The organism is Acinetobacter sp. Tol 5 (assembly GCF_019702905.1).
GTDB classification, from domain to species: Bacteria; Pseudomonadota; Gammaproteobacteria; order Pseudomonadales; family Moraxellaceae; genus Acinetobacter; species Acinetobacter bereziniae.
Genome location: NZ_AP024708.1, coordinates 677,676 through 701,904 on the forward strand (window position 1 = coordinate 677,676; position 24,229 = coordinate 701,904).

Annotated in this window: 23 protein-coding genes, 6 tRNA genes and 1 rRNA gene; 21 read left to right on the forward strand and 9 right to left on the reverse strand. The window is 39.8% G+C overall.

All coding sequences use genetic code 11. From position 1 onward, the window contains the following. The first annotated feature begins 317 nt into the window (after positions 1 to 317). From trpA to TOL5_RS03235, 4 genes are read left to right on the forward strand one after another with little or no spacing between them, the layout of a single operon-like run. Positions 318 to 1,121, forward strand: coding sequence for a tryptophan synthase subunit alpha (gene trpA, locus TOL5_RS03220; protein ID WP_121774416.1), 804 nt, complete (start codon positions 318 to 320; stop codon positions 1,119 to 1,121). Then, positions 1,118 to 2,014, forward strand: a complete 897-nt coding sequence (accD, locus tag TOL5_RS03225; RefSeq protein WP_004830255.1) for an acetyl-CoA carboxylase, carboxyltransferase subunit beta — start codon at positions 1,118 to 1,120, stop codon at positions 2,012 to 2,014. Before trpA ends, accD begins: the two co-directional genes overlap by 4 nt. Continuing rightward, a complete protein-coding gene (gene folC, locus TOL5_RS03230) occupies positions 2,011 to 3,300 on the forward strand; it encodes a bifunctional tetrahydrofolate synthase/dihydrofolate synthase (RefSeq protein WP_121774415.1) in 1,290 nt (429 codons plus the stop codon). Before accD ends, folC begins: the two co-directional genes overlap by 4 nt. After that, positions 3,291 to 4,295: an SPOR domain-containing protein gene (locus tag TOL5_RS03235; protein ID WP_121774414.1), complete on the forward strand. Its 1,005-nt coding sequence runs from the start codon at positions 3,291 to 3,293 to the stop codon at positions 4,293 to 4,295. Before folC ends, TOL5_RS03235 begins: the two co-directional genes overlap by 10 nt. 23 nt (positions 4,296 to 4,318) lie before the next feature. Here TOL5_RS03235 and TOL5_RS03240 read toward each other — a convergent pair whose 3' ends face one another. The 5 genes from TOL5_RS03240 to TOL5_RS03260 all read right to left on the reverse strand — a co-directional run bounded on the left by TOL5_RS03240 (position 4,319) and on the right by TOL5_RS03260 (position 7,950). After that, positions 4,319 to 4,915 (reverse strand): dual specificity protein phosphatase family protein, encoded by a 597-nt coding sequence (locus TOL5_RS03240; protein ID WP_005031138.1) that lies wholly within the window; start codon positions 4,913 to 4,915, stop codon positions 4,319 to 4,321. A 2-nt stretch (positions 4,916 to 4,917) separates the two neighbouring features. After that, complete coding sequence (locus TOL5_RS03245) at positions 4,918 to 5,733, reverse strand: MBL fold metallo-hydrolase (RefSeq protein WP_042088065.1); 816 nt, start codon at positions 5,731 to 5,733, stop codon at positions 4,918 to 4,920. Positions 5,734 to 6,063: 330 nt separating this feature from the next. Further along, the gene (locus TOL5_RS03250) at positions 6,064 to 6,330 is read right to left on the reverse strand and encodes a hypothetical protein (protein ID WP_121774413.1); all 267 of its coding nucleotides are present in this window, start codon (positions 6,328 to 6,330) and stop codon (positions 6,064 to 6,066) included. A gap of 67 nt (positions 6,331 to 6,397) precedes the next feature. After that, entirely contained in the window at positions 6,398 to 7,015 is a 618-nt protein-coding gene (locus tag TOL5_RS03255) for an L-threonylcarbamoyladenylate synthase (protein WP_004830246.1), read from the reverse strand. 269 nt (positions 7,016 to 7,284) lie between these two features. After that, positions 7,285 to 7,950 (reverse strand): elongation factor P hydroxylase, encoded by a 666-nt coding sequence (locus TOL5_RS03260; RefSeq protein WP_121774412.1) that lies wholly within the window; start codon positions 7,948 to 7,950, stop codon positions 7,285 to 7,287. A gap of 97 nt (positions 7,951 to 8,047) precedes the next feature. Here TOL5_RS03260 and TOL5_RS03265 point away from each other — a divergent pair, with 97 nt between their 5' ends. The 6 genes from TOL5_RS03265 to lysM all read left to right on the forward strand — a co-directional run bounded on the left by TOL5_RS03265 (position 8,048) and on the right by lysM (position 11,841). Continuing rightward, entirely contained in the window at positions 8,048 to 8,611 is a 564-nt protein-coding gene (locus TOL5_RS03265; RefSeq protein ID WP_121774411.1) for a YceD family protein, read from the forward strand. 74 nt (positions 8,612 to 8,685) lie between these two features. Then, complete coding sequence (gene rpmF, locus TOL5_RS03270; RefSeq protein WP_004830240.1) at positions 8,686 to 8,871, forward strand: 50S ribosomal protein L32; 186 nt, start codon at positions 8,686 to 8,688, stop codon at positions 8,869 to 8,871. A 167-nt stretch (positions 8,872 to 9,038) separates the two neighbouring features. Continuing rightward, on the forward strand, positions 9,039 to 10,025 hold the full coding sequence (gene fabD, locus TOL5_RS03275) for an ACP S-malonyltransferase (RefSeq protein ID WP_121774410.1): 987 nt from the start codon (positions 9,039 to 9,041) through the stop codon (positions 10,023 to 10,025). Beyond that, positions 10,022 to 10,756: a 3-oxoacyl-ACP reductase FabG gene (gene fabG / locus TOL5_RS03280; RefSeq protein ID WP_005031128.1), complete on the forward strand. Its 735-nt coding sequence runs from the start codon at positions 10,022 to 10,024 to the stop codon at positions 10,754 to 10,756. The genes fabD and fabG overlap by 4 nt, the downstream gene beginning before the upstream one ends. Before the next feature lie 86 nt (positions 10,757 to 10,842). Next, positions 10,843 to 11,079 carry an acyl carrier protein gene (gene acpP / locus TOL5_RS03285; protein ID WP_004723957.1) on the forward strand — a complete coding sequence of 79 codons (237 nt, stop codon included), beginning with the start codon at positions 10,843 to 10,845 and terminating at the stop codon, positions 11,077 to 11,079. 288 nt (positions 11,080 to 11,367) lie between these two features. Beyond that, positions 11,368 to 11,841 (forward strand): peptidoglycan-binding protein LysM, encoded by a 474-nt coding sequence (lysM, locus tag TOL5_RS03290; protein WP_121774409.1) that lies wholly within the window; start codon positions 11,368 to 11,370, stop codon positions 11,839 to 11,841. Between the two features lie 177 nt (positions 11,842 to 12,018). On the opposite strand, the gene TOL5_RS03295 is transcribed toward lysM, so the two are convergent. Beyond that, entirely contained in the window at positions 12,019 to 12,657 is a 639-nt protein-coding gene (locus TOL5_RS03295; RefSeq protein WP_121774408.1) for a peroxiredoxin, read from the reverse strand. A gap of 331 nt (positions 12,658 to 12,988) precedes the next feature. Between TOL5_RS03295 and secA the strand changes: the two genes are divergently transcribed. The 8 genes from secA to TOL5_RS03335 all read left to right on the forward strand — a co-directional run bounded on the left by secA (position 12,989) and on the right by TOL5_RS03335 (position 19,383). After that, positions 12,989 to 15,709: a preprotein translocase subunit SecA gene (secA, locus tag TOL5_RS03300; RefSeq protein WP_009584669.1), complete on the forward strand. Its 2,721-nt coding sequence runs from the start codon at positions 12,989 to 12,991 to the stop codon at positions 15,707 to 15,709. Positions 15,710 to 15,847: 138 nt separating this feature from the next. After that, the gene (locus tag TOL5_RS03305; protein WP_004830228.1) at positions 15,848 to 16,210 is read left to right on the forward strand and encodes a hypothetical protein; all 363 of its coding nucleotides are present in this window, start codon (positions 15,848 to 15,850) and stop codon (positions 16,208 to 16,210) included. A gap of 168 nt (positions 16,211 to 16,378) precedes the next feature. Next, complete coding sequence (gene argJ, locus TOL5_RS03310) at positions 16,379 to 17,599, forward strand: bifunctional glutamate N-acetyltransferase/amino-acid acetyltransferase ArgJ (protein ID WP_121774407.1); 1,221 nt, start codon at positions 16,379 to 16,381, stop codon at positions 17,597 to 17,599. 149 nt (positions 17,600 to 17,748) lie between these two features. After that, complete coding sequence (gene nadA / locus TOL5_RS03315) at positions 17,749 to 18,816, forward strand: quinolinate synthase NadA (protein WP_046760117.1); 1,068 nt, start codon at positions 17,749 to 17,751, stop codon at positions 18,814 to 18,816. Positions 18,817 to 18,968: 152 nt separating this feature from the next. Next, positions 18,969 to 19,045 (forward strand) — tRNA-Pro (locus TOL5_RS03320). Positions 19,046 to 19,089: 44 nt separating this feature from the next. Next, positions 19,090 to 19,166, forward strand: a tRNA-Arg gene (locus TOL5_RS03325). Positions 19,167 to 19,207: 41 nt separating this feature from the next. Further along, a tRNA-His gene (locus TOL5_RS03330) sits at positions 19,208 to 19,283 on the forward strand. Positions 19,284 to 19,306: 23 nt separating this feature from the next. Continuing rightward, a tRNA-Pro gene (locus tag TOL5_RS03335) sits at positions 19,307 to 19,383 on the forward strand. Between the two features lie 141 nt (positions 19,384 to 19,524). Here the strand turns inward: TOL5_RS03335 and TOL5_RS03340 are convergent. Genes TOL5_RS03340 through TOL5_RS03350 form a run of 3 tightly spaced genes read right to left on the reverse strand, consistent with a single transcriptional unit; the run spans position 19,525 to position 21,650 of the window. Beyond that, positions 19,525 to 20,004 carry an OmpA family protein gene (locus tag TOL5_RS03340; protein ID WP_121775880.1) on the reverse strand — a complete coding sequence of 160 codons (480 nt, stop codon included), beginning with the start codon at positions 20,002 to 20,004 and terminating at the stop codon, positions 19,525 to 19,527. A gap of 16 nt (positions 20,005 to 20,020) precedes the next feature. After that, positions 20,021 to 21,238, reverse strand: coding sequence for a sensor domain-containing diguanylate cyclase (locus TOL5_RS03345; RefSeq protein WP_004830220.1), 1,218 nt, complete (start codon positions 21,236 to 21,238; stop codon positions 20,021 to 20,023). Positions 21,239 to 21,242: 4 nt separating this feature from the next. Next, positions 21,243 to 21,650, reverse strand: coding sequence for a YfiR family protein (locus TOL5_RS03350; protein ID WP_009584663.1), 408 nt, complete (start codon positions 21,648 to 21,650; stop codon positions 21,243 to 21,245). Between the two features lie 613 nt (positions 21,651 to 22,263). Between TOL5_RS03350 and TOL5_RS03355 the strand changes: the two genes are divergently transcribed. The 3 genes from TOL5_RS03355 to TOL5_RS03365 all read left to right on the forward strand — a co-directional run bounded on the left by TOL5_RS03355 (position 22,264) and on the right by TOL5_RS03365 (position 24,058). Further along, a 16S ribosomal RNA gene (locus tag TOL5_RS03355) occupies positions 22,264 to 23,802 on the forward strand. Between the two features lie 59 nt (positions 23,803 to 23,861). Then, positions 23,862 to 23,938, forward strand: a tRNA-Ile gene (locus TOL5_RS03360). 44 nt (positions 23,939 to 23,982) lie between these two features. After that, positions 23,983 to 24,058, forward strand: a tRNA-Ala gene (locus TOL5_RS03365). The last annotated feature ends 171 nt before the right edge of the window (positions 24,059 to 24,229 follow it).

Below are 24,229 nucleotides of genomic sequence, written 5' to 3' on the forward strand. Positions count from 1 at the left end.
GATTTATTTTTATTTTTTAAAAAATATGTGGGATTTTCATTATATTAAAAATAGGTAACTTTGATCATTGTCCTCATTTTGAAAATAGCGCTAAATGTACATATGGGTTGTTTTATTATTTGTCATATAAAACAAGATACGTTTGAGCGACTATGTGACTCTATCCTTTGAGTAAAAAATAGCGTTACAATGCAGTGTCTTGTATTTATACATTTGGATGATGGAAGATAATAAGTCAATGAATTTTAAATTCATCTCAGTTGTCTGATCATCTAAAAACTCCTCAAGTTTGAACAATTCAAGGAATGTACAATCCTATGTCACGTTTAGCCACTCGTTTTGCACAACTTAAATCTCAACAGCGTAAGGCTTTGGTTTCTTATGTGATGGCGGGTGATCCACAACCTCATGTAACGGTACCATTGTTGCATCAGATGGTTGAAGCAGGCGTAGATGTTGTAGAACTTGGATTACCATTTTCCGACCCGATGGCAGATGGTCCTGTAATCGCACTTGCAGCAGAGCGTGCTCTGGCTGCCGGCACCAACACACTTGATGCTTTGAATATGGTCAAAGCGTTTCGTCAAAAAGACACCACTACACCTGTTGTTTTAATGGGATATTTAAATCCTGTTGAAGTCATTGGATATGAAAAGTTTGTGGCTTATGCCCATGAATGTGGCGTAGATGGCGTGTTGCTTGTGGACTTACCTCCAGAAGAAGCAAAAACATTAGATGACGTATTGCAAAAATACGATATGGATCAGATCTTTTTGCTCGCACCAACCTCTACTGAACAGCGTATTCAACATGTAGTAAATCAAGCCCGTGGTTTTATTTACTATGTGTCTCTAAAAGGTGTCACTGGTGCTGCAACATTAGACTCAACTGAAGTCGCAACACGTATCCAAAAAATTAAAACCTTTACCGATATTCCTGTTGGTGTAGGTTTTGGAATCAGTGATGCTGCTTCTGCTAAAGCTGTTGGTCAAGTTGCAGATGCTGTGATTGTTGGAAGTGCTTTTGTCAAACCTTTTGCAAATCTTGCACCAGAACAAGCTGTTGAAGCAGCAGTGAATAAAGTCAAGGAGCTTCGAGCGGCGCTCGATGAGTTAGTATGAATCAAGAAGTGAAATCAGGGAAAATCCTCAGCGCAATTACGCCGTGGACAGATCGTAAAGTTCCAGGCATTGATGTGCCTGATCAACAACAAACACTCAAAGCGACGTTTACTGAACCAACCATTGAATGCCCTGAATGTCATGCACTCGTGACTCGTACAGCGATGTCTTTTAATGCTTATGTTTGTCCGTCATGTGATGAACATTTGAAAATGAAAGCACGTGATCGTTTGAACTGGTTCTTTGATCAGGTTAACAATGAACTTGGTCAAGAGTTTGTTGCAAAAGATCCGCTACATTTTGTCGACAGTAGACCTTATCCAGCGCGTTTAAAAGAAGCGCAGGATAAAACAGGTGAAACTGAAGCGCTAGTCGCCATGCAAGGGCAGTTGAAAAATATTTCAATGGTGGCTTGTGCTTTTGAATTCGACTTTATGGCTGGATCAATGGGTACTGTCGTGGGCGATCGCTTTGTACAGGCTGCTGAAAAAGCCATTAAAGACAAACAGCCATTAATCTGTTTTGCAGCTTCTGGCGGTGCACGTATGCAAGAAGGCATGTTGTCGCTTATGCAAATGGCACGTACTTCAGCCGCAGTTCAAAAAATGAAAGATGCACATCTACCTTATATCGTGGTGTTGACACATCCTGTTTATGGAGGTGTTACTGCGTCTTTGGCGATGTTAGGCGATGTTCAAATTGCTGAGCCTAAAGCGATGATTGGCTTTGCTGGTAAGCGCGTTATCGAACAAACCGTACGTGAGAAACTTGAAGAACCGTTCCAACGTGCGGAATTTTTGCTTGATCATGGGGTGGTCGATCAAATTGTTCATCGTCATGCATTACGTGATACTGTATATCGTATTGTAGCGAAACTGATGAACTTGCCTTGAACAACGAAACAGCACCTTTAAATACTGATAAATTACAAACATGGCTCGATTATTGGAGCCATGTTCACGTTACAGGAATTGATTTAGGCTTAGAGCGAGTCATTCCTGTAGCTGAACAACTCGAAATCATGCGCCCCTCAGCAAAAGTGATCACTGTTGCTGGCACTAATGGTAAAGGATCAACCACAACCACCCTCGCTGCCATACTCAATGCGCAAGGTTTGAATGTAGGTCTATATCAATCCCCACATATTTACAGATTCAATGAACGTGTCAAATTGGCTGGTCAGGAAGTTGATGATCAAACTCTGATTGATGCTTTTGTTCAAGTTGATCAAGCACGTCGTATCTGCAATTTTTCATTATCCTTTTTTGAAGCAACCACACTGGCAGCATTTGTTATTTTTAAACAGAAACAATGTGATGTTTGGGTGTTAGAAGTAGGGTTAGGTGGACGTTTAGATGTGGTCAATGTGATTGACCCAGATCTCGCTGTGATTACCAATATTGGTTTAGATCATACCGACTGGTTGGGCGATACGATTGAAAAAATTGCTTTTGAAAAAGCAGGAATTATTCGTCCAAATATTCCTGTCGTCTTTGGTGGCTTACAAGCAATGCCACAAGCGATTCAGGACAAAGCACAACAATCTAATGCTCAGTTATATGCTGTAAATCGTGATTATTTTTATCAGCTATCTGAAGATGGTCAGACTTGGAACTTTGCAAGTTCAGGTACGACTTTGAAATTTCCAACAGGGCAGCTTGCTTTAGAAAATATTTCTACTGCTGTCGCCACAGTTTTACTCAGTGATTTAAATGTTTCGCAACAGGCAATTGCTCAGGGAATCAAAAAGGCACAATTGGCTGGTCGTTTTGAAATTAGAAAAATACAAGATAAAACAGTCATCTTTGATGCGGGACATAATCCGCATGGTGTTGAATTTTTGTTAAAGCAATTGCGAAAATTCTTAGAATACAATAAACAGTACACAGAAGTTGTCTCTATTTTTTCAATGTTGTCTGACAAAGATATAGATTCTGTGGTCAAGTTGTTGAAAAATACTGTCTTAAAGTGGAAAATTGCTCCATTAACTGTGCCTCGTGCAGCATCAATGGAACAGTTGTACATTGCATTGCAGAATGAGACAGTTGAACAGTTTGATTGTGTACAAGCCGCATTTCAATCAGCGCTTGCAGAAACCAATAATAATCAGCTGATTTTGGTGTGTGGTTCGTTCCATACCTTAGAAGCGGTCTGGGAGTATTTAGAAGAATGTCAATGAATAACAAACAACGCTGGATGGGCGGTGTTGTTTTATTAAGTGGTGGTGTTCTATTGGCGGCATTGCTTCTAAAAGGTAAAGAAGAAATCCACCAAAGACAGGCTGAAACACAACCTACAAGTCAAACTCAGCCAAACAAAACTACGCCTGCAGGCGAGGCTGTACAATTGCAACCATTGACTGTGGATGTTGCAACAGAAAAACGTCTGTTGGAAGAACAAAAGCGTGCTCGTGAAAAAGCTGTGGCTGAACAAGAAGCCAAGGCTGCTGAGTTTTTACGTATGCAACAACAGGCAGAGGCTGATGCTGCACGTAAAGCTGCTGAAGAATATGCTGCTGCAAATGCAAGACGTGGTGCAGCAGCGGCAGCTCAAGAGGGCGCAGATATTCCTCCTGAGCTAGTACAAGATGAAAAAGCCAAAGCGCAACAGAAAGCAACTGAACAGAAACAGCTTGAGCAACAAAATGCACAGTTGAAGCAGAAAGCCGAAGCTGAAAAAAAGCTCGCTGAGCAGAAGCGACAAGCTACCGCAGAAGCAGAGCGTAAAGCAGCTGAAGAGAAAAAACGTAAGCTAGAAGAACAACAGAAAGCTGACGAGAAACGCAAAGTAGAAGCTGAAAAGAAAGCTGCTGCTGAGAAAAAACAAGCTGAAGAGAAAAAAGCAGAAGCTGAGAAAAAGCGTAAAGCTGAAGAAGCTAAAAAGAAAGTTGAGGCAGAAAAAGCACGCGATTTACTGGAAAATGGTGATAAACAATGGATGGTACAAGTTGCACTTGCGGCCAATGAGGCCAATGCTGATGCAGTCGCTGCAAAGCTCCGTGCCAAAGGGTATAAAGTCACCAAAAGCCCAACCTCGAAAGGTATTCGTATCATGGTTGGACCATCTAAAGATCGAGAGTCTGCTGATGCATCACGTAAAAAGATCAATGCTGATGCAAGTTTAGGCATGAAATCCGCTTGGGTGATCGAATGGGTTCCTTTGGATCGCCGTTAAGAGCTGATGTTAAGTGCTATAGATTAGGTCGCTAAAGATGGATTCGTGAGTTGCTCACGGATCCATTTTATATTTTCAGGGGTAAAAAGTTTTTCAATATTGCTCCAAATTGGATGAAAACCATAACCACCATGTTTCATTTCTTTTAATGCATCATCGACTGACCAATTCTCAAAAATAATACGATACATGGCAACACTTGCACCCGTACGATCTGAGCCGTGATAACAGTGAATAAGAACCTTTTGCTGCTTTTTCTCAGCTGTTTGAATCGTTTTCATGACTTGAAGTAAATCATCACGATCGATTGCCCAAGTGTTGATTGGAATATGTACCAATTGAAAATCTTGTTGTGCCAAAACAGTTTTATCTCTATCACGGCTCCTTAGATTGATGACCACAGCAATATCATGCTCTTTTAAGGCAGGAATAATCTCTGTGCTGGGCTGTTCACTACGGAAAACGCTGTCACTAATACGATAAAAATTATGCTGTTTATTCACCACAGTGCCCCATTGCTGTGGGCGTTGGTGATCAGGAAGTGCTGATGTCGTCATGCAGCCCACAAACTGTAAACTTAAGCTGACTAAGACGGTAGAGGCGAGTAATTTCAATTTCATGATTATTTTACAAGGTAGCGGTCAAGTTCAACGGGATCATGCGCACAAATTATTTCGATGCGAGGCTCATTGTGTGCCAAACGTTGGATTTCAGAAAGTGTTTTTAAACGAGCGGTATTATTTTCTGCAAATAAGCGTTCAAGTTTATCCAAAAGCGGAAGTTTATGATTTGGATCTAATTCCAAATGGCTGTAATAGGCATCACCACAGAAGAATACCCATCCATTGTGTTGTTTAATCGCAATACCACAGTGTCCGGTGGTATGTCCCAGTAACGGAATCAATAAGATTTCATCATTAAACATATGAAAACCTTGAACTTTGTGAAAATTAAACCAAGATTCTCCATTCTTGGGCTCAAGAAAGTTCCAGTGACGATGATTTTTAAATTGTTGTGGGCGATAACGTAATTTATTCATCATCGAGAGTTTCTGAGCTGCATTATATTCACTGGATAGAATATGAATCGTGGCTTGAGGAAAGTCTGAAATTCCTCCAGCATGATCTAGGTCTAAATGACTGACCAAAATGTGTTTGACATCAGAGGGTTGAAAGCCGAGTTGTTGAATTTGTGCAAGTGCGGTTAATGTAAAATCAAATTGAATAGCACTGACCTTTGAAAATAACTTGCCTAGGCGTGCTTGAGGGTGAAGATAATCTTGAGTCCCAAATCCTGTATCAATCAGTACTAAGCCTTTATCGGTTTCAACTAAGAGGCAGTGGCAGACCATTTTTGCATGTAAGCCCTTTTGCCCATAAATGGGCGCACAGATTGGACACATCGTTCCACAATGTAAATGATGAATGTTGTATATCATAATGATGCTTTGTTTTTAGGATTGTGCTTTGTTTATAAACTGAATTGAAAAAAATACCAATCTAAAAATACAATTGTTGTGTAATTGATATCGGGTAAATCACAGCCCATACAATGGATTTTTTTAGCGGTTATAGCTTGAAACAGTAAAGTCTTTATTTCTCTATGTTGAAAAATATCAATTTTACTTTTAATCGACATGGTCTTGTTACTGGGGATTTGAATGCTTTTTCCCAAAGTTTCTATTCATCATTGATAACTTTGAGTTTGATTTGTTGCTTATGTTAGATTTGATTAGTGCAAAGTGTTTTTGTATATCATATTAAATTTGTTAGGTATTTATATTTTTTTCAAGGCAATATTCGATAATTAAATAACAAATTTCTCTTAAACATACATTTCGAGTTTCAAACTGCAAGGCTAAGCGTTTTAGTTCATTGGTTGTTGAAAACAATTGAAAACTTTGGGCTAGAGGATTTTCAACTAAAGACACAGATTGCATGCTCACTTGTGCTTCAGGTGTCCAAGGCTCTTCAACAAATAAAATTTGATCATTTTGAAGATTATTCATATTCAATAAGGTGGTGAATAGATCCATCGCATCTTACTTCTATCAAGCCTTGATTTTTTAGGATTACTGATCAATGGTTAATGGAATCTAGCGCTTATTCAAAAGCGCTGACATCGCCCACACCACGACGAACAATTTCTGGATTTACTCCAGAGAGATCGACAATACTGGTTGTGGTTAAAGTTCCCAAACCACTGTCAATAAATACATCAATGCGTTTTTCCAATAATTGTTCAATATCGTAGGGATCATCCATTGGTGCATCTTGACCGGGTAAGATCAAGGTACTTGTCAGTAAGGGTTCTCCCAACTCTTTTAACAGCATTTGACAGACAGGATTACTTGGAACACGTAGACCAATGGTTTTTTTCTTTGGATGCATTAAGCGACGCGGTACTTCACTGGTCGCAGGTAAAATATACGTGGTGACTGCAGGTGTATTGGCTTTAAGTAGTCGATACATTGCATTGTCTACTTTGGCATAAGTGGCGATATCTGATAAGTCAGCACAAATAATGGCGTATTGATGTTTGGCACCTAAGCCGCGAATCTGAGCAATACGTTCCATCGCATTCTTATTTCCAATCTGACAGCCTATGGCATAAGCCGCATCTGTTGGATAGACCACAACATCACCTGCTCGAATTCTTTCTACAGCTTGACTAATTAAACGTGGTTGAGGATTGTCAGGATGTACTCTTAAATGCAGCATATTTATTCTCCTGATTTATTATCTATTGATATATGGTATTGAAAATAAATGGTTAAGAACACCATTATTTGTAATTTTATTTGAACTCATTCATATTTTAATAATATTAGAACGATGGCTCAGGTATTTTAGCTTTTGAATATGACATTCACTATAATCTATGTCGATCTAGTGCGAATGAGTGGACTCTGATTGCCAATTATATCGCCAGCCATAGGATCAAGATGGCGAAATGAGTTGGTAAAGATGTTTGAGTTAACTTATTTTGATTAACTGTCTAAATCATTTCGGTTGAACTCAGTGCTTTGTAATGTTTTGCCACCTCGAGTGTATGCACAAATACATTCAATAAAGTATTTTGCATCGCGAGGAAGTTTAGCTTCACCTGAAAAAAAGTGTTGTACCTGAGCATAAACATGATCTTTAAATCTAGCACCATCACCCCCTTCTCCAGTGAGATTATCCAGTGAGACTCGAAACTTTCGTCCAAATGCTTTAGAAAATAGCCATTCTATAGCTTGAGGTTTGATTTCGACCTGTTCAAACAAGGCTTGTTGCTCAGATGTACGTCCATCTGGCGCATACCAATAGCCTAAATCAGGTAACAATCGACGTTGTTCACCTGCAATGGTCCAATGACTAATTTCATGTAAAGCACTATTAAAAAATCCATGTGCAAATTGAATACGTGTAGGCTGGTCTTTTGTTGCAGGAAAATATTCAGGTTCAAAATCACCACGAACAAGTATTACATTTAGGTGGGAAAACCAACGATTAAAGTGTAAGATAAGCCAATCTACTTGCTGGGCTTCTGTTTGCAAATTCTCCCATTGGGAGCGTTGCACATCGGTCACTTCCAATGTGTTTTCAGAGGTTAAGCGGGTGTTAAATTGTAATGAAGTAGTGACTTCAGGTTGCGGCTGCAACTGATGCATGGCTTGTATTACTCAAGAGATCTGTCTAAATAAGTACAAAATTGTATCTTAATCTTTGACAGAGTACCTATGAATTTGTAGAATTGCCGCCTTAATTATGTCAGCAAATACCTTTCCGGCACAGATAGAGCCGTTTAAATGGGCTGAACAAGGCTTTACATGGTCAGGTACACTGCCATTGTCTCGCTTTGTTCGTATTTCCCGTGAAGCTGTTGGATCAATTGATGATCAATTGATCAATATAGACTGTAAGCTATCAATGGATGCGTATCATCGTATCGTATGGTTGGATGGTCATGTAGATACTAAAGTTCCAATGGAATGTCAGCGTTGTCTGGATTCTGTTGAAATTCCTCTGGTTTCTGATTTCCATTTGGCTTTAATAGATGATGAGTCACTGATAGAGCGCTTGGATGAGGATGCTGATTTCATCGTATTAGGTGAAAGTGAAGCAACAACCAAGGGAGATTATTTAACCAATACTCCTGCAATTGTTGATTTACTCGCGCTTTTAGAAGATGAATTGTTATTGTTGATGCCTTTGTCTCCTAAGCATGACGCTTGTGAACATAAGCATCAGCCAGCCGTTCAGGACATTGTTGAAGAAAAACGGGATAACCCGTTTGATGTTTTGGCAAGTTTGAAGGGTAAACTTAACTAAATTTTGTGTTATACTGTTAAGTTAAGACAACCGAATTTGTTCTGATCCATTTTTTCGATTTGTAAGGAGCCATCATGGCCGTTCAGCAAAACCGTAAAAGTCGCTCTCGCCGTGACATGCGCCGTTCACATGACGCTTTAACCGAGAATGCATTAACTGTAGACCAAACTTCAGGTGAAACTCACCGTCGTCACCACGTGACTAAAGATGGTTTCTACCGTGGTCGTCAATTATTCGCTAAAGCAGCTGATGCTGAATAATTGTTGACGCATTAGGCGTAAGCTTAGTGAAAAAATGGGAGCGAAAGCTCCCTTTTTTTTGTTTTGTATATGCGTATTTTTTGTTGTATTTCGCAATTAAATAAATTTTTTTTTTCTGTAAAATTGCCGCATCGGAAACGATCAAGATTAAATAAGGGACTTTTTATATGTCTGCCAAACGACTCGAACAAGCAGCTCAAGCAACAAAAACTGCATTTTTGTTTCCAGGTCAAGGGTCACAAAAAGTAGGTATGCTTGCTGAACTTGCAGAACAGTTTAGTGGTGTACAAGAAACCTTTGCTGAAGCTTCAGATGCCATTGGTTTTGATTTATGGCACATTGCGCAAAGTGGTGAGGGTTTAGATCAAACTGAAAACACTCAACCTGTACTATTAACAGCCAGTATTGCGCTTTGGCGTGTATGGTTGGATCTTGGTGGTGTTGCACCAAAGTATCTTGCAGGTCATTCATTAGGTGAGTACAGCGCCTTGGTTGCTGCAAATGCAATGACATTGGCTGATGCAGTTAAATTGGTCAATCTACGTGGTCAATTGATGCAATCTGCAGTACCTCAAGGGCAAGGTGCAATGGCTGCGATTCTCGGTTTGGAGGATGCAAAAGTCATTGAACTGTGTGAACAAGCCAATGTGCAAGGGCGTGGCTCAGTTGAAGCGGCAAACTATAATGCACAAGGTCAAGTTGTTATTGCAGGGGATAAGACGCTGGTTGAAGTGGTTATGGTTGCGGCAAAAGAGAATGGTGGCAAAGCGATTGCTTTACCAGTATCCGTACCATCTCATTGTTCGTTGATGAAACCTGCTGCTGAACGGTTTGCAGAAGCTTTGGAACAAACTGCCATTGAGCTTCCAAGTATTCCTGTAATACAAAATGTCAATGCTGAAATTGCCACAGATACCACACAGTTACGTCAGGCGTTAACAGCGCAATTGTACCAATCTGTACAGTGGACCAAAACCATGCAATTCATACAAGATCAAGGTATCCAGTATGTTGCAGAGTGCGGACCTGGTAATGTACTGGCAAATTTGGCAAAACGTTTACCTAATATTGAAAAAGCATTTCCACTTGATACGCAAGCACGTATGGAAGATGCACTGAATGCTATCTTAGTGGCTGAAGGGAAAATTGCATGACACAAGAACGTAAAGTTGCATTAGTGACAGGCGCAAGCAGAGGAATTGGTGCTGCCATCGCTCAACAATTAATTCAAGATGGTTATTTTGTTGTCGGTACAGCAACATCTGAAGCAGGTGCAGAAAAACTTTCTGTGACTTTTGCAGAGCAAGGTGTAGGCGCAGTACTTGATGTGCGCGACGGCACAGCCATTGATGCATTGGTATCTGACATTGAACAAAAATATGGTTCAGTGATGATATTGGTCAATAACGCAGGGATTACCAAAGATAATTTATTATTGCGTATGTCTGAAGATGATTGGGACGATATTCTCAACATTCATCTCAAGGCTGTTTTCCGTTTGTCTAAACGTGTATTGAAAGGTATGACCAAAGCTCGCTTTGGACGTATTATCAATATTAGTTCTGTGGTTGCTCATTTTGCTAACCCAGGTCAAGCCAATTATTCAGCGGCAAAAGCAGGTATTGAAGCGTTTAGCCGTAGCCTTGCAAAAGAGATGGGTAGCCGTCAAATTACAGTGAACTGCATTGCTCCAGGTTTTATTGCGACTGAAATGACTGAGCAGTTAAGCGAAGACATTCGTAAAAAAATGAGTGATCAAGTTGCCTTAAACCGCTTTGGTCAACCACAAGACATTGCGGATGCTGTGAGTTTCTTGGCTTCTGACAAAGCTAGTTACATTACAGGCACAGTATTACACGTAAATGGTGGTTTATACATGGCGTAATGCGATGTATAAACTTTGAAAAAAGTAAATATTCAATTAAACTATCAGGCAATTAAAAGCCGCCACAAGCAATGAGGAGAATTCCTGTGAGCGATATCGAACAACGCATTAAACAAGCTGTTGCAGAACAATTAGGTATTAAAGCTGAAGAAATCAAAAACGAAGCATCTTTCATGGATGATTTGGGTGCGGATTCTTTAGACCTAGTAGAACTTGTTATGTCTTTCGAAAATGACTTCGACATCACTATCCCTGATGAAGATTCTAACGAAATCACGACTGTTCAATCAGCAATCGACTATGTAACTAAAAAACTTGGTTAATGTGTTGATTGTATAACACGTCGTTGTTATGCGTAAAAACCACCGTAAAGGTGGTTTTTTTATTGCTGGATATTTTTAAAGATGAAATCAAGCTTAATCACCTAAACAAAATATTTGATCATGCTGAAATAATTCTAAAATCAAAAAAATAGTGGTTACATACGGTTACTTTTCTGTCACTAATGACTACGCATTTCGCTGTTTTTTTTCGCTATAAAAATAGAGTTTATAATTTTTTATAAAAGTTCACAGTAAAAACAAGTTCCAAATAAAATATGGAGAACATAAATGGGTCTTTTTGATTTCGTAAAAGGTATCGGTAAAAAAAATACAGCGCCTGCTGAGCCCCAAGCTGCACCAGCAACACCAGCAGAACCTTCTGCACAAGAAGTTGCGAACAAACTCCTTGGACTCGTGAAGAGTTTGGGTCTGTCTATTGACGGTTTATCGGTGAGTTATAATTCTCAAACAGACTTAGCTACTGTTCGTGGACAAGTACACAGCCAAGCAGATAAAGAGAAAATTGTTCTTGCGATTGGTAATGTTGATCATGTTGCTCAAGTGGATGATCAAATGACTGTTGCTATACCAGAGCCAGAAAGTAAATTCTATACGGTGAAGTCAGGTGATAATTTGTCAAAAATTTCAAAAGAATTTTATGGTGATCCAAATCAATACAATAAAATTTTTGAAGCAAACCGCCCATTACTGAAAAATGCAGATGATATTTTTCCTGGACAAGTTTTGCGTATTCCAGCTTAAGTGCTGTCGATAGAATTAAAGGCACTTCGGTGCCTTTTTTTGATTTTAGACTCAGTCTTGTGTTAACGAGGAGTGTCTTGGTCTTGAATAGAGAAATGGCATAAAAAAGATCACATATAAAATGTGATCTTTTGAAAGAGTAGTTAGTTTAAATAAATGACGTAGTTGCGGGTTATTTTATTTGTTCGGTTGTGGTGTAAGACGTAAATAAGGTTTAACCGCCGTATAGCCTTTTGGGAAGCGCTCTTTCAACTCCGCTTCATCTTTGAGTGAAGGTACAATCACAACATCCTCACCATCTTGCCAGTTGGCGGGTGTTGCTACTTTATAGTTGTCTGTGAGTTGTAATGAATCAATCACCCGCAAAATTTCATGGAAATTACGCCCAGTTGATGCTGGGTAGGTAATAATGAGGCGTACTTTTTTATTGGGATCAATAATAATTAAAGAGCGAACGGTTAAAGTTTCACTGGCATTGGGATGAATAAAATCATAAAGCGTTGAAACTTTACGATCTTTGTCTGCAAGTATCGGAAAGTTCACCTGAGTATTTTGTGTTTCGTTGATGTCGTTAATCCATCCGCGGTGTGATTCAACATCATCTACTGAAAGGGCAATAGCTTTTACGCCACGTTTTTCAAATTCACTTTTTAACTTTGCAGTATAGCCAAGTTCAGTGGTACATACAGGTGTGTAGTCTGCAGGGTGCGAAAACAGAATTCCCCAGCTGTCGCCCAAATAATCATAGAAGTGAATGGGTCCCTCACTGGAATCTTGGGTGAAATCTGGTGCAATGTCACCTAGTCGTAGCGTCATGATAAAAACCTCAAAATTAAAAAATCATCTGTTATTTAGCTCGTCCAAAATACTATTGCGCAGTTTTTTTATAATTAAAAATAGTGTTTTTTTATTTCTTTATGAAAAAAACAGATATGTTGGTGTGTTGATGTGAAAAAAACACAGAATTGCGCACGACCTCGCTGTAAATATCGGTTAAATTTGCTACATTAAGGCGCTTTAACTCATGCGTACCCAACTGGTCGTCAGATTTTTTTGATTGGATTTGTGCAAAACCCTTGTACTTCAAATTTCTAACACCATAATATCGTCTGAGAAAAATTTATTTTACAAGATTTAGAGAGTTTATATGTTGGCAAGTCTGATCGGAGGAATCTTCGGTACTAAAAACGAGCGCGAACTAAAACGTATGCGTAAAATTGTCGATAAGATCAATGCGCTCGAGCCGACGATATCTGCACTCAGCGATGCAGACTTATCTGCAAAAACTGAAGAATTCAAACAAAGATATAAGAATGGTGAAAGCCTAGATAAATTAATGCCAGAAGCATTTGCCGTATGTCGTGAAGCAGCAAAGCGTGTTATGGGTATGCGTCATTATGATGTGCAGCTCATTGGTGGTATTACTTTGCACGAAGGTAAAATTGCTGAGATGCGTACAGGTGAAGGTAAAACCCTGATGGGAACTTTGGCTGTTTATCTCAATGCAATAAGTGAGCAAGGCGTTCACGTGATTACGGTTAACGATTATTTGGCACAACGTGATGCTGAATTAAACCGTCCGCTTTATGAGTTCTTGGGTTTAACGGTTGGCGTGATTTATTCAATGCAATCACCAATCGAAAAAGCTGAAGCTTATCGTTCAGATATTACTTATGGTACCAATAACGAATTTGGTTTCGATTATCTTCGCGATAACATGGTTTTCTCTATGGCAGAGAAAAAGCAACGTGGTTTAGTTTATGCGATTATTGATGAGGTCGATTCGATCTTGATTGATGAAGCGCGTACTCCGTTGATTATTTCTGGTCAAAGTGATGACTCATCACAATTGTATGTCGCAATCAATAGTATTCCACCTAAGCTTCATGCACAGAAAGAAGAAAAAGTTGCAGATGGTGGGCATTTCTGGATTGATGAAAAACAACGCCAAGTGGAAATGACTGAAGTCGGTTATGAAACTGTTGAAGATGAATTGATCAAAATGGGCTTGTTGGCTGAAGGCGAAAGCTTGTATTCACCATCAAATCTTAACCTTGTTCATCATGTCTCAGCAGCAATTCGCGCGCATTTCTTGTATCAACGCAATGTTCACTACATCGTACATGATGGTGAAGTGATTATTGTTGATGAAAATACAGGTCGTACCATGCCGGGACGCCGTTGGTCAGAAGGTCTACATCAAGCAGTTGAAGCAAAAGAAGGCTTGGATGTTCAACCTGAAAACCAAACTTTAGCGACAACAACATTCCAGAACTATTTCCGTTTATACAAAAAGCTTTCAGGTATGACAGGTACCGCTGATACTGAAGCTGCGGAAATGAAAGAAATTTATGGCTTGGATGTTGTACTTATTCCAACGCATCGCCCAATGATTCGTAATGACCAGAACGATTTAATTTATTTAAACCGTAATGGTAAATACAACGCGATTATTGAAGAGATTCAAAAAATCCATGAAGCTGGTGTTGCTCCAATCCTGATCGGTACTGCAACGATTGAAGCTTCTGAAATTTTATCAGATAAGCTTAAAGAAGCGGGCATTGCGCATGAAGTGCTGAATGCTAAACAGCATGAACGTGAAGCTGATATTATTGCACAAGCAGGTTCGCCACGTGCTGTTACGATTGCGACAAACATGGCAGGTCGTGGTACAGATATTTTGCTTGGTGGTAACTGGAAAGCTAAATTAGCCAAAATTGAACAACCTACTGCTGAAGATGAAGCACGTCTAAAAGCAGAATGGGAACACAATAATGAAATGGTGTTGAGTTCAGGTGGTTTACATATCATCGGTTCTGAACGTCATGAATCTCGTCGTATTGATAATCAGTTGCGTGGTCGTTCTGGTCGCCAAGGTGACCCTGGTGTTTCACGTTTCTTCTTGTCTTTAGAAGATGATTTAATGCGTATTTTCGCAGGTGATCGTGTTGTTGCAATGATGCGTGCAATGGGTTTACAAGAAAACGAAGCTATTGAGCATAAGATGGTTTCTCGTTCGATTGAAAATGCACAACGTAAAGTTGAAGCACGAAACTTTGATATTCGTAAAAATTTATTGAAATATGATGACGTCAATAATGAGCAACGTAAGATTATTTACTCTCAACGAGATGAGATTTTAGAAGAGAGTTCACTTCAAGATTATATTGAAGAAATGCATCGCGAAGTTGTAAAAGGTTTGATTGAGACTTATATTCCACCAGAATCCATCCATGATCAATGGGATATTGATGGTCTGGAAAATGCATTAAAAGAAGATTTAGGTATTGATCTTCCTGTTAATCGTTGGTTGGAAGAAGACCGCCGTCTTGATGAAGAAGCTTTGGTTGAGCGTATTTCTGATGAGATTGTTGAACGTTATCGTGGTCGTCGTGAGCAAATGGGTGCTGAAACAGCAGCGACTTTAGAACGTCACTTCATGTTGGGTTCATTAGATCGTCATTGGAAGGATCATTTGGCTGCGATGGATTATCTACGTCAAGGCATTCACTTACGTGGTTATGCACAAAAGAATCCTGAGCAAGAATACAAGAAAGAAGCATTTAACTTATTCGTTAATATGTTAGGTGTAATTAAGTCAGATGTGGTGACTGATATTTCTCGTGTTCATATTCCAACACCTGAAGAGCTTGCTGAAATGGAAGCTCAACAACAAGCACAAGCAGATGCAATGCGCTTGAACTTTGCTCATGATGAAGTAGATGGTTTAAGTGGTAATGTGACCAATGATATCGTTGATGCACAATTTGCAAATGACGATGTGGTTGAGCCACCAGAAAGTCGCAATGCACCATGCCCATGTGGTTCTGGGCTGAAATATAAGCAGTGCCACGGTAAAATTAATTAAACCGACTGAAAATTCAATAAAAAAGCAGAACAATTGTTCTGCTTTTTTTACAAGTTATTACGGTGAGTTAATTTTGATTGCAGGAAATATAATAAAATGGTATTAAGTTGCTCAATTGAATAGATATTCGGAAAGACAATGAAAAAACTATTACAACCTTTATTTGTTGCAACTTTAGCCCTTCCAGTATTGGCATTTGCAGATACAGCACCACAAACCACCACTGTAGAAAAAGTACAAGCAGCGACAGGTGCGGTAACAGCGCAAGCAGAAGTTAAAAACGAAACAACCACAGTGATTAGCCCACGTACAGGTATTCGTTATACTTTGGGGAATACGGGTGGACGTCCAATTATTCTCAAAACAGCAGCAATTGCGGCAGTGACACCTGCGACAGTAAATCGAGTTGTTGCATCAAATCCAGCACTTTCAGCATCTAGTCAAGAAAAAGTGAAACAAGCGTTATTGGCTGTGGATACCACAGCTCCAGCGCAACAATAACAAGCGATAGCAAGTATGAAGCCAGTAAATTTACTGGCTTTTTTATTTTATATTCAAATGAATAAACATTTCTTATAGTAAAAATAAATAAGCTTTTTAATAAGCTCGATTTTTAGCGAGAATTCTAATAAGCTGTGGTTCTTATTTAACTCATATGGACATTTAAAAATGGCTGTTGGTGACGTGTCTATGCCACATATGCATGTGGTGCAAGGTGTAAAAATTGGCTCTGCTGAGGCGTATGTCCGTTATCCAAATCGACGAGATTTAGTTATTTTTGAATTTTCACAAGGTACCAGTGTTGCTGGGGTATTTACCCAAAATGCATTTTGTGCAGCACCTGTTCATGTCTCTAAAGCGCATTTGGTACAGGCGAATCCTCGTTACCTCGTGATTAATACTGGGAATGCCAATGCGGGTACGGGAAAATTAGGTATGCAAAACGCTCAATTGACCTGCTTAAAGCTTGCTGAATTGGCGCAAGTAGAGGCTTTTGAAGTCCTGCCATTTTCTACAGGTGTTATTGGTGAACAATTACCAATTGAGCGTTTAACTCAAGGATTACAACCTGCTTTAGCAAGTTTGCGTGACGATGCATGGAGTGATGCCGCAACTGGAATCATGACCACGGATACCACACCTAAAGGCGCTTCAGAGCAATTTGAGCTGGATGGTATTATTTATACCATGACCGGCATTTCTAAAGGTGCAGGTATGATTCGTCCCAATATGGCGACCATGTTGAGCTTTGTAGCAACAGATATGCCTATTGCACGAACACTTGTACAAAAGATGCTGAAAGTTAGTGCAGACCAATCATTTAACCGTATTACGGTGGATGGTGATACATCAACCAATGATTCATGTATCTTTGCAGCAACCGGATGTGCTGGTGGTGTAGAAATCACTACAGAAGATGATGTCCGCTATACGGTAGTGCTTGAGGTTTTATCCCGTGTAATGAAGCGTTTGGCGCAACTGATCATTCGTGATGGCGAGGGAGCAACCAAATTTATTACTGTGGCAGTTGAAGGTGGTCATAATACACAAGAGTGCTGTGATATTGCATATAGTATTGCGCATTCACCACTTGTAAAAACGGCAATTTTTGCATCTGATCCAAACTGGGGACGTATCCTTGCAGCAATTGGTTATGCAGGTGTGAAAGATCTAGATGTTGAAAAAATTCAAGTTTGGTTGGATGACGTACAGATTTGTAAAGATGGTGGTGCTGCAGAAGATTATACTGAAGAAGCAGGCGCGCGCGTGATGTCACAAACTGAGATGACTATTCGTGTAGATCTTGGGCGAGGACCAGCCAAAGATACCGTCTATACCTGTGATTTATCCTATGACTATGTAAAAATTAATGCAGACTATCGCTCTTAAACATTGATATTTGAATTGAGCCTCATTCGTGAGGCTTTTTTATAACAAAACATTTTTCGAGGTGAATTTATGTGCAGTAAAAAGTACAATAAATTCACACAGGTATACCGCTAGCATGATGCCAGCGACAAGGGATGAGAAGACCTCTTATGAATGATGCGAATAATTTAATTGCCAACGAAGCAAAATCGATTGTGCAAGCGCATTTAGATCGTTTGGGTGAGCCAAAGGACAATTGTTTAAGTCCAGAGCTGAAACAACAAAAGTTTGATCAAATCAAGGCTGAACTGGAAAAGCAAAATGCCGTTTTAGTGGCGCATTATTACTGTGATCCGGAAGTGCAAGAACTTGCAGAAGCGACTGGGGGATGTGTTTCAGACTCTTTAGAAATGGCACGCTTTGGTCGAGATCATGAGGCATCCACATTGGTTGTCGCTGGTGTTAAATTTATGGGAGAAACTTCAAAGATTCTTTCCCCTGAAAAAAGAGTATTAATGCCAACACTAGAAGCGACTTGTTCACTGGATTTAGGTTGCCCAGTAGATGAGTTCACAGCATTTTGTGATGCTCATCCTGAGCACACGGTTGTGGTTTATGCCAACACATCGGCAGCAGTTAAAGCACGTGCAGATTGGGTGGTGACTTCAAGTTGTGCTGTTGAAATTATTGAACATTTAGACAGTCTGGGTGAAAAAATTATTTGGGCACCAGATCAACATTTAGGACGCTATATTCAAAAGAAAACGGGCGCTGATATGTTGTTGTGGGATGGTGCTTGTATCGTGCATGAGGAGTTCCGTGCGCGTGGTATCGAAAAGATGAAAGCCTTGTATCCAAATGCTGCTGTTTTGGTGCATCCTGAGTCACCTGAGTCGGTGATTGATATCGCAGATGCTGTAGGCAGTACTTCACAATTAATCAAAGCAGCGCAGACACTATCGCAAGATACCTTGATTGTGGCTACAGATCGTGGCATTTTCTATAAAATGCAACAAGCCGTACCTCATAAAACATTAATTGAAGCACCAACAGCAGGTGAAGGAGCCACATGTCGTTCTTGTGCACATTGTCCTTGGATGGCAATGAATGAACTCGATGGAATCTTGGCAGTTTTACAAAATGCTGATCAAGAAATATTTGTTGATCCAGCCTTAGCAGAGCGTGCAAAATTGCCATTAGATCGTATGTTGAACTTCAGTGCGCAATTGAAACGTTAAAAATTGTATAAAAAACACCTGAAATGCTTGATTAATATACATTTGACTTGTTTTTTTAACTTTTTTTCAAGATAGGTGTTGACGTCTTGTGGCGTCACGCCTAGAATGCACACCGTACCGCACGATGTGCGATACACTAAAGCTGAGATGAACGGAGCATAGCACAGCCTGGTAGTGCACCTGGTTTGGGACCAGGGGGTCGTAGGTTCGAATCCTACTGCTCCGACCAATTCTTCAAGGCAAGGTAACGGTGATATCAGTATCATTGGTCATGCGCCTGTAGCTCAGTTGGATAGAGCATCCGCCTTCTAAGCGGATGGTCACAGGTTCGAATCCTGTCAGGCGCACCATATGTTGCTTGATATTATAGAGCCTAAAACTTAATGTGACGGTGGATGTAGCTCAGTTGGTAGAGCCCCGGATTGTGATTCCGGTTGTCGTGGGTTCGAGCCCCATCATTCACCCCAATTCCTTAAGTTTGTTGTAAATTCGGAGCATAGCACAGCCTGGTAGTGCACCTGGTTTGGGACCAGGGGGTCGTAGGTTCGAATCCTACTGCTCCGACCATTTAAGTTAAAGCTTAAATATAAATTATCCGCTTTGAAGCGGTTTTTTTATGCCTGGAATTTGTATTGCTTCAATCCATATAAAAAGATGACGACAAAAAATAGACCTCTATTGAGATCTATTTTGAATAAAAGAAAATGATTAAGGGATAATAATCACAGCTACACGACGATTTTCAGCCTTATGCTCTTCAGTATCATTGGATTTAAGGGGTTGATCAGCTCCCTTACCAATGATTTGAATATTTGCAGGATTAAATTTTTCTGCGATAAAAATATCAGAGACATTTTGAGCACGTTCTTTGGACAACTTTAAATTGTATTCAGGATTACCGACATTATCAGTATGACCTACAATTTTTAGTTTATCTAAGTGATATTTATTGAGTTGTTTCGCTAAACGAATCAACTCAACTTGATGTTCTGGCTGAATATTGGATTCATTAAAACCAAACAACAAGCGTTCAGGTAAGCCTAAGCTCCAACCTTCATCCGTCAATACGAAACCTTCTTTCTTGAGTACGCGTGCTTGCTTATAGCTTAGACCACCCAGGTTCATACAGCCTGTGAGAGCTAAGCAAACGAAAGCAAGAATAGAAAGACGTATATTTTTTGCAATCATAACAATCCTCTAAACATTAAGAATGATAAATGAACCAATGGTGTTGTAGCGATTTTGCTTTATACATCGCTTGATCTGCTTGAGAAATTAAGTCTTCTGGACTAGAGGCTTTACTTGAAATAGCAATCCCTAGACTGAAACTAAAATAAATCTCTTGTCCTTTGTAAATTAAAGGATCTTCACAACATTTAATGAGATTTTCTGCAATAGAAATTAAATGCTCAATTTTAGAAATTGAACGTAAAATTATTGCAAATTCATCACCGGCAAGACGTGCAACGAAGTCATCTTGACGAATATGGCGTCTTAAACGAACCGCCATCTCTTTTAACACTTCATCACCAACCAAGTGTCCATACTGATCATTAATGGCTTTAAAATTATTATTATCAATAAACAGTAATGCTAAATTTTGGCGTTGATGAGCATCATCAAATAAACTACAGAGTACTTGATAAAAATAACTACGGTTTGGCAGTTGTGTTAAGTGATCATGTTGAACTTGATATGAAAGCTCGCTATTTTCATTTTGAAGATGTGTATGCCAAGACTGGATTTCATCAAGGAGTTGGTTAAAAACACTATTTAACTCTTGGAACTCTTTAACATCACTTTTAGGAAATCTTAAGTTATAAGCTTTTTGATTTCTTAAAAGTTGCGCGATTTGGATAATTGGAGAAAATGAGCCCATGATATGGCGGTAGGTGAGATTAACAGACCACCACACCGCAAAAACCATAAACAGCATTCCAAATGCTAGACCTAGAAAAATTTTAAAGATAAACATTAAAATTTCATTCGAGCTGCCATATAAAACAACTTGTCCAACAAATTGTCCTTGGTGTTGCACATTCAATTTAATTGCATCTTTTAAAAAAATATGATCAAAAATATTTTGAATATAAGAATAGTGTTCAATATTTTTTAAACTTTGTGCAACCTTTTGGCCTTGCGCATCGTATACCTCAATAAGACGTACAGAATGCTGGAAAGTATATTCATTGATAATTTGTGAAATCGCGATTTTATCTGAGAATACGAGTGCTGGTTGCACACGTTCAGAAACTGTACGACTGATTAATAGTAAATTTTGTTTTGCATAAGACTCAACTGTAAAGACTGAAATCGTGACAAAAGTTGATGTGCAAATAAATAGCGTGATTGCAAAAGTTGTAAATTGTGATTTACGAAAAAGCGTTTGCAAAGAGCTTGATTTAAAAAACTTATTGATCATGATTTTAATCCGAATTTTTTGCGAGTAACAAAACACGCGGATCAACATGTATTTTAGATCGAGCTAAGCTATCTAAATTAACTTTAAAAATAGTATTCCCTGTTTTGTTGGTAGAGAGGCAAAAAACACTTCCTATTTCACACTCAGCATTATTTGAGCTAAATGATAAAATTGTGGAGTTCAATGATTTATCTATTAATGTCTGCTCAGCTTGCGCGGTGATATTCGAAAAGAATACTGCATCGCAGTGACGACTTTTTAAATCTGTTGCGTGAATAGCATTTACACTAAAAGATGATTTGTTGGATTTTGCGTAATTAGAAAATTGAGTAGCATAATTTGGATTGTCTGCAACACATAATTCAGGTGAGGGTGTATTCCACTTTGCATAACTCAAAATGGATAAGGTCATCACAAAAATATTATGCGACGAGTTGGCCCAGGAATAATTGCAGCACAAGAGCAAAATTCCTAAACAGAATGTTTTTCTATTTATAAGAAGGGCCATATTTTACTTAATTTATTTAATGATAAAATCATTTGAAATAGTTTAAAGAAAAAATTCAAATATAAATAGGTCAAAATTTAAATAAAAATTTTAAAATATGATTAATAAAAATACAACTGAGCACTAAAATCAAAAATAATTAAAAAAGGGGGTTGTGTTAGGTTAGGAATGCTGTAGAATGCACATCCATCGGCGGTGATGAAGATTAAAACTTCTGATAAAACAATGACTTGGTTGAATTGATTAAGTTGGGTTTTAGAAAGGAAGTTTAAAAAATAATTTGAAATCACAGTTGACTTTCTAGAGATAGAGAGTAATATAGCCGACCTAGCTTGATGCTGACGAAGCATGAAGAAGATCATTAAGAGAATATGAAGAACAACTTGTGTGGATTTTTACTGATTGATTGATCGAAATATTATCATTGATTGATTGGTTTAAATTACTCGAAGTTTATTTGAGAGAATTTGTCAGAAATTGATGAGCCAGAATTGTGACCTTAAGTCACTAATGATTTTAACTGAAGAGTTTGATCATGGCTCAGATTGAACGCTGGCGGCAGGCTTAACACATGCAAGTCGAGCGGGGGAAGTTGCTTCGGTAATTGACCTAGCGGCGGACGGGTGAGTAATACTTAGGAATCTGCCTATTAATGGGGGACAACATCTCGAAAGGGATGCTAATACCGCATACGCCCTACGGGGGAAAGCAGGGGATCACTTGTGACCTTGCGTTAATAGATGAGCCTAAGTCGGATTAGCTAGTTGGTGGGGTAAAGGCCTACCAAGGCGACGATCTGTAGCGGGTCTGAGAGGATGATCCGCCACACTGGGACTGAGACACGGCCCAGACTCCTACGGGAGGCAGCAGTGGGGAATATTGGACAATGGGGGGAACCCTGATCCAGCCATGCCGCGTGTGTGAAGAAGGCCTTATGGTTGTAAAGCACTTTAAGCGAGGAGGAGGCTCTTTTGGTTAATACCCAAGATGAGTGGACGTTACTCGCAGAATAAGCACCGGCTAACTCTGTGCCAGCAGCCGCGGTAATACAGAGGGTGCGAGCGTTAATCGGATTTACTGGGCGTAAAGCGTGCGTAGGCGGCTTTTTAAGTCGGATGTGAAATCCCCGAGCTTAACTTGGGAATTGCATTCGATACTGGGAAGCTAGAGTATGGGAGAGGATGGTAGAATTCCAGGTGTAGCGGTGAAATGCGTAGAGATCTGGAGGAATACCGATGGCGAAGGCAGCCATCTGGCCTAATACTGACGCTGAGGTACGAAAGCATGGGGAGCAAACAGGATTAGATACCCTGGTAGTCCATGCCGTAAACGATGTCTACTAGCCGTTGGGGTCTTTGAGACTTTAGTGGCGCAGCTAACGCGATAAGTAGACCGCCTGGGGAGTACGGTCGCAAGACTAAAACTCAAATGAATTGACGGGGGCCCGCACAAGCGGTGGAGCATGTGGTTTAATTCGATGCAACGCGAAGAACCTTACCTGGTCTTGACATAGTAAGAACTTTCCAGAGATGGATTGGTGCCTTCGGGAACTTACATACAGGTGCTGCATGGCTGTCGTCAGCTCGTGTCGTGAGATGTTGGGTTAAGTCCCGCAACGAGCGCAACCCTTTTCCTTACTTGCCAGCATTTCGGATGGGAACTTTAAGGATACTGCCAGTGACAAACTGGAGGAAGGCGGGGACGACGTCAAGTCATCATGGCCCTTACGACCAGGGCTACACACGTGCTACAATGGTCGGTACAAAGGGTTGCTACCTAGCGATAGGATGCTAATCTCAAAAAGCCGATCGTAGTCCGGATTGGAGTCTGCAACTCGACTCCATGAAGTCGGAATCGCTAGTAATCGCGGATCAGAATGCCGCGGTGAATACGTTCCCGGGCCTTGTACACACCGCCCGTCACACCATGGGAGTTTGTTGCACCAGAAGTAGGTAGTCTAACCGTAAGGAGGACGCTTACCACGGTGTGGCCGATGACTGGGGTGAAGTCGTAACAAGGTAGCCGTAGGGGAACCTGCGGCTGGATCACCTCCTTAACGAAAGATTGACGATTGGTAAGAATCCACAACAAGTTGTTCTTCATTGATGTATCTGAGGGTCTGTAGCTCAGTTGGTTAGAGCACACGCTTGATAAGCGTGGGGTCACAAGTTCAAGTCTTGTCAGACCCACCAAGTCTACTGAACACAGAAGAGCAGATATATTAAGATCTTAAGCTGGGGACTTAGCTTAGTTGGTAGAGCGCCTGCTTTGCACGCAGGAGGTCAGGAGTTCGACTCTCCTAGTCTCCACCACTACTACGCAGTTACCTGATAAAAAAAGATTGATTATAGAAATTAATGAACTGAAGTTTATAGAGTTTATTAACTTCTGTGATTTATCACAGTGAACTACTTGCTGACGAGGCGGTAGAGAATCATTAACAGAATATATTTGAGTTGAAATAATTGTTTAACTCGTTTTAT

Bases quoted from the DNA above. Each gene is read 5' to 3' on its own strand.
- TOL5_RS03305 (WP_004830228.1), top strand. From the start codon at position 15,848: ATGAAAAAACTATTACAACCTTTATTTGTTGCAACTTTAGCCCTTCCA.
- nadA (WP_046760117.1), top strand. From the start codon at position 17,749: ATGAATGATGCGAATAATTTAATTGCCAACGAAGCAAAATCGATTGTG.
- TOL5_RS03245 (WP_042088065.1), bottom strand. From the start codon at position 5,733: ATGATATACAACATTCATCATTTACATTGTGGAACGATGTGTCCAATC.
- TOL5_RS03295 (WP_121774408.1), bottom strand. From the start codon at position 12,657: ATGACGCTACGACTAGGTGACATTGCACCAGATTTCACCCAAGATTCC.
- argJ (WP_121774407.1), top strand. From the start codon at position 16,379: ATGGCTGTTGGTGACGTGTCTATGCCACATATGCATGTGGTGCAAGGT.
- trpA (WP_121774416.1), top strand. From the start codon at position 318: ATGTCACGTTTAGCCACTCGTTTTGCACAACTTAAATCTCAACAGCGT.
- TOL5_RS03260 (WP_121774412.1), bottom strand. From the start codon at position 7,950: ATGCATCAGTTGCAGCCGCAACCTGAAGTCACTACTTCATTACAATTT.
- TOL5_RS03255 (WP_004830246.1), bottom strand. From the start codon at position 7,015: ATGCTGCATTTAAGAGTACATCCTGACAATCCTCAACCACGTTTAATT.
- secA (WP_009584669.1), top strand. From the start codon at position 12,989: ATGTTGGCAAGTCTGATCGGAGGAATCTTCGGTACTAAAAACGAGCGC.
- TOL5_RS03340 (WP_121775880.1), bottom strand. From the start codon at position 20,004: ATGATTGCAAAAAATATACGTCTTTCTATTCTTGCTTTCGTTTGCTTA.
- TOL5_RS03350 (WP_009584663.1), bottom strand. From the start codon at position 21,650: ATGACCTTATCCATTTTGAGTTATGCAAAGTGGAATACACCCTCACCT.
- TOL5_RS03265 (WP_121774411.1), top strand. From the start codon at position 8,048: ATGTCAGCAAATACCTTTCCGGCACAGATAGAGCCGTTTAAATGGGCT.
- fabG (WP_005031128.1), top strand. From the start codon at position 10,022: ATGACACAAGAACGTAAAGTTGCATTAGTGACAGGCGCAAGCAGAGGA.
- TOL5_RS03235 (WP_121774414.1), top strand. From the start codon at position 3,291: ATGTCAATGAATAACAAACAACGCTGGATGGGCGGTGTTGTTTTATTA.
- TOL5_RS03345 (WP_004830220.1), bottom strand. From the start codon at position 21,238: ATGATCAATAAGTTTTTTAAATCAAGCTCTTTGCAAACGCTTTTTCGT.
- TOL5_RS03250 (WP_121774413.1), bottom strand. From the start codon at position 6,330: ATGGATCTATTCACCACCTTATTGAATATGAATAATCTTCAAAATGAT.
- rpmF (WP_004830240.1), top strand. From the start codon at position 8,686: ATGGCCGTTCAGCAAAACCGTAAAAGTCGCTCTCGCCGTGACATGCGC.
- lysM (WP_121774409.1), top strand. From the start codon at position 11,368: ATGGGTCTTTTTGATTTCGTAAAAGGTATCGGTAAAAAAAATACAGCG.
- accD (WP_004830255.1), top strand. From the start codon at position 1,118: ATGAATCAAGAAGTGAAATCAGGGAAAATCCTCAGCGCAATTACGCCG.
- TOL5_RS03240 (WP_005031138.1), bottom strand. From the start codon at position 4,915: ATGAAATTGAAATTACTCGCCTCTACCGTCTTAGTCAGCTTAAGTTTA.
- fabD (WP_121774410.1), top strand. From the start codon at position 9,039: ATGTCTGCCAAACGACTCGAACAAGCAGCTCAAGCAACAAAAACTGCA.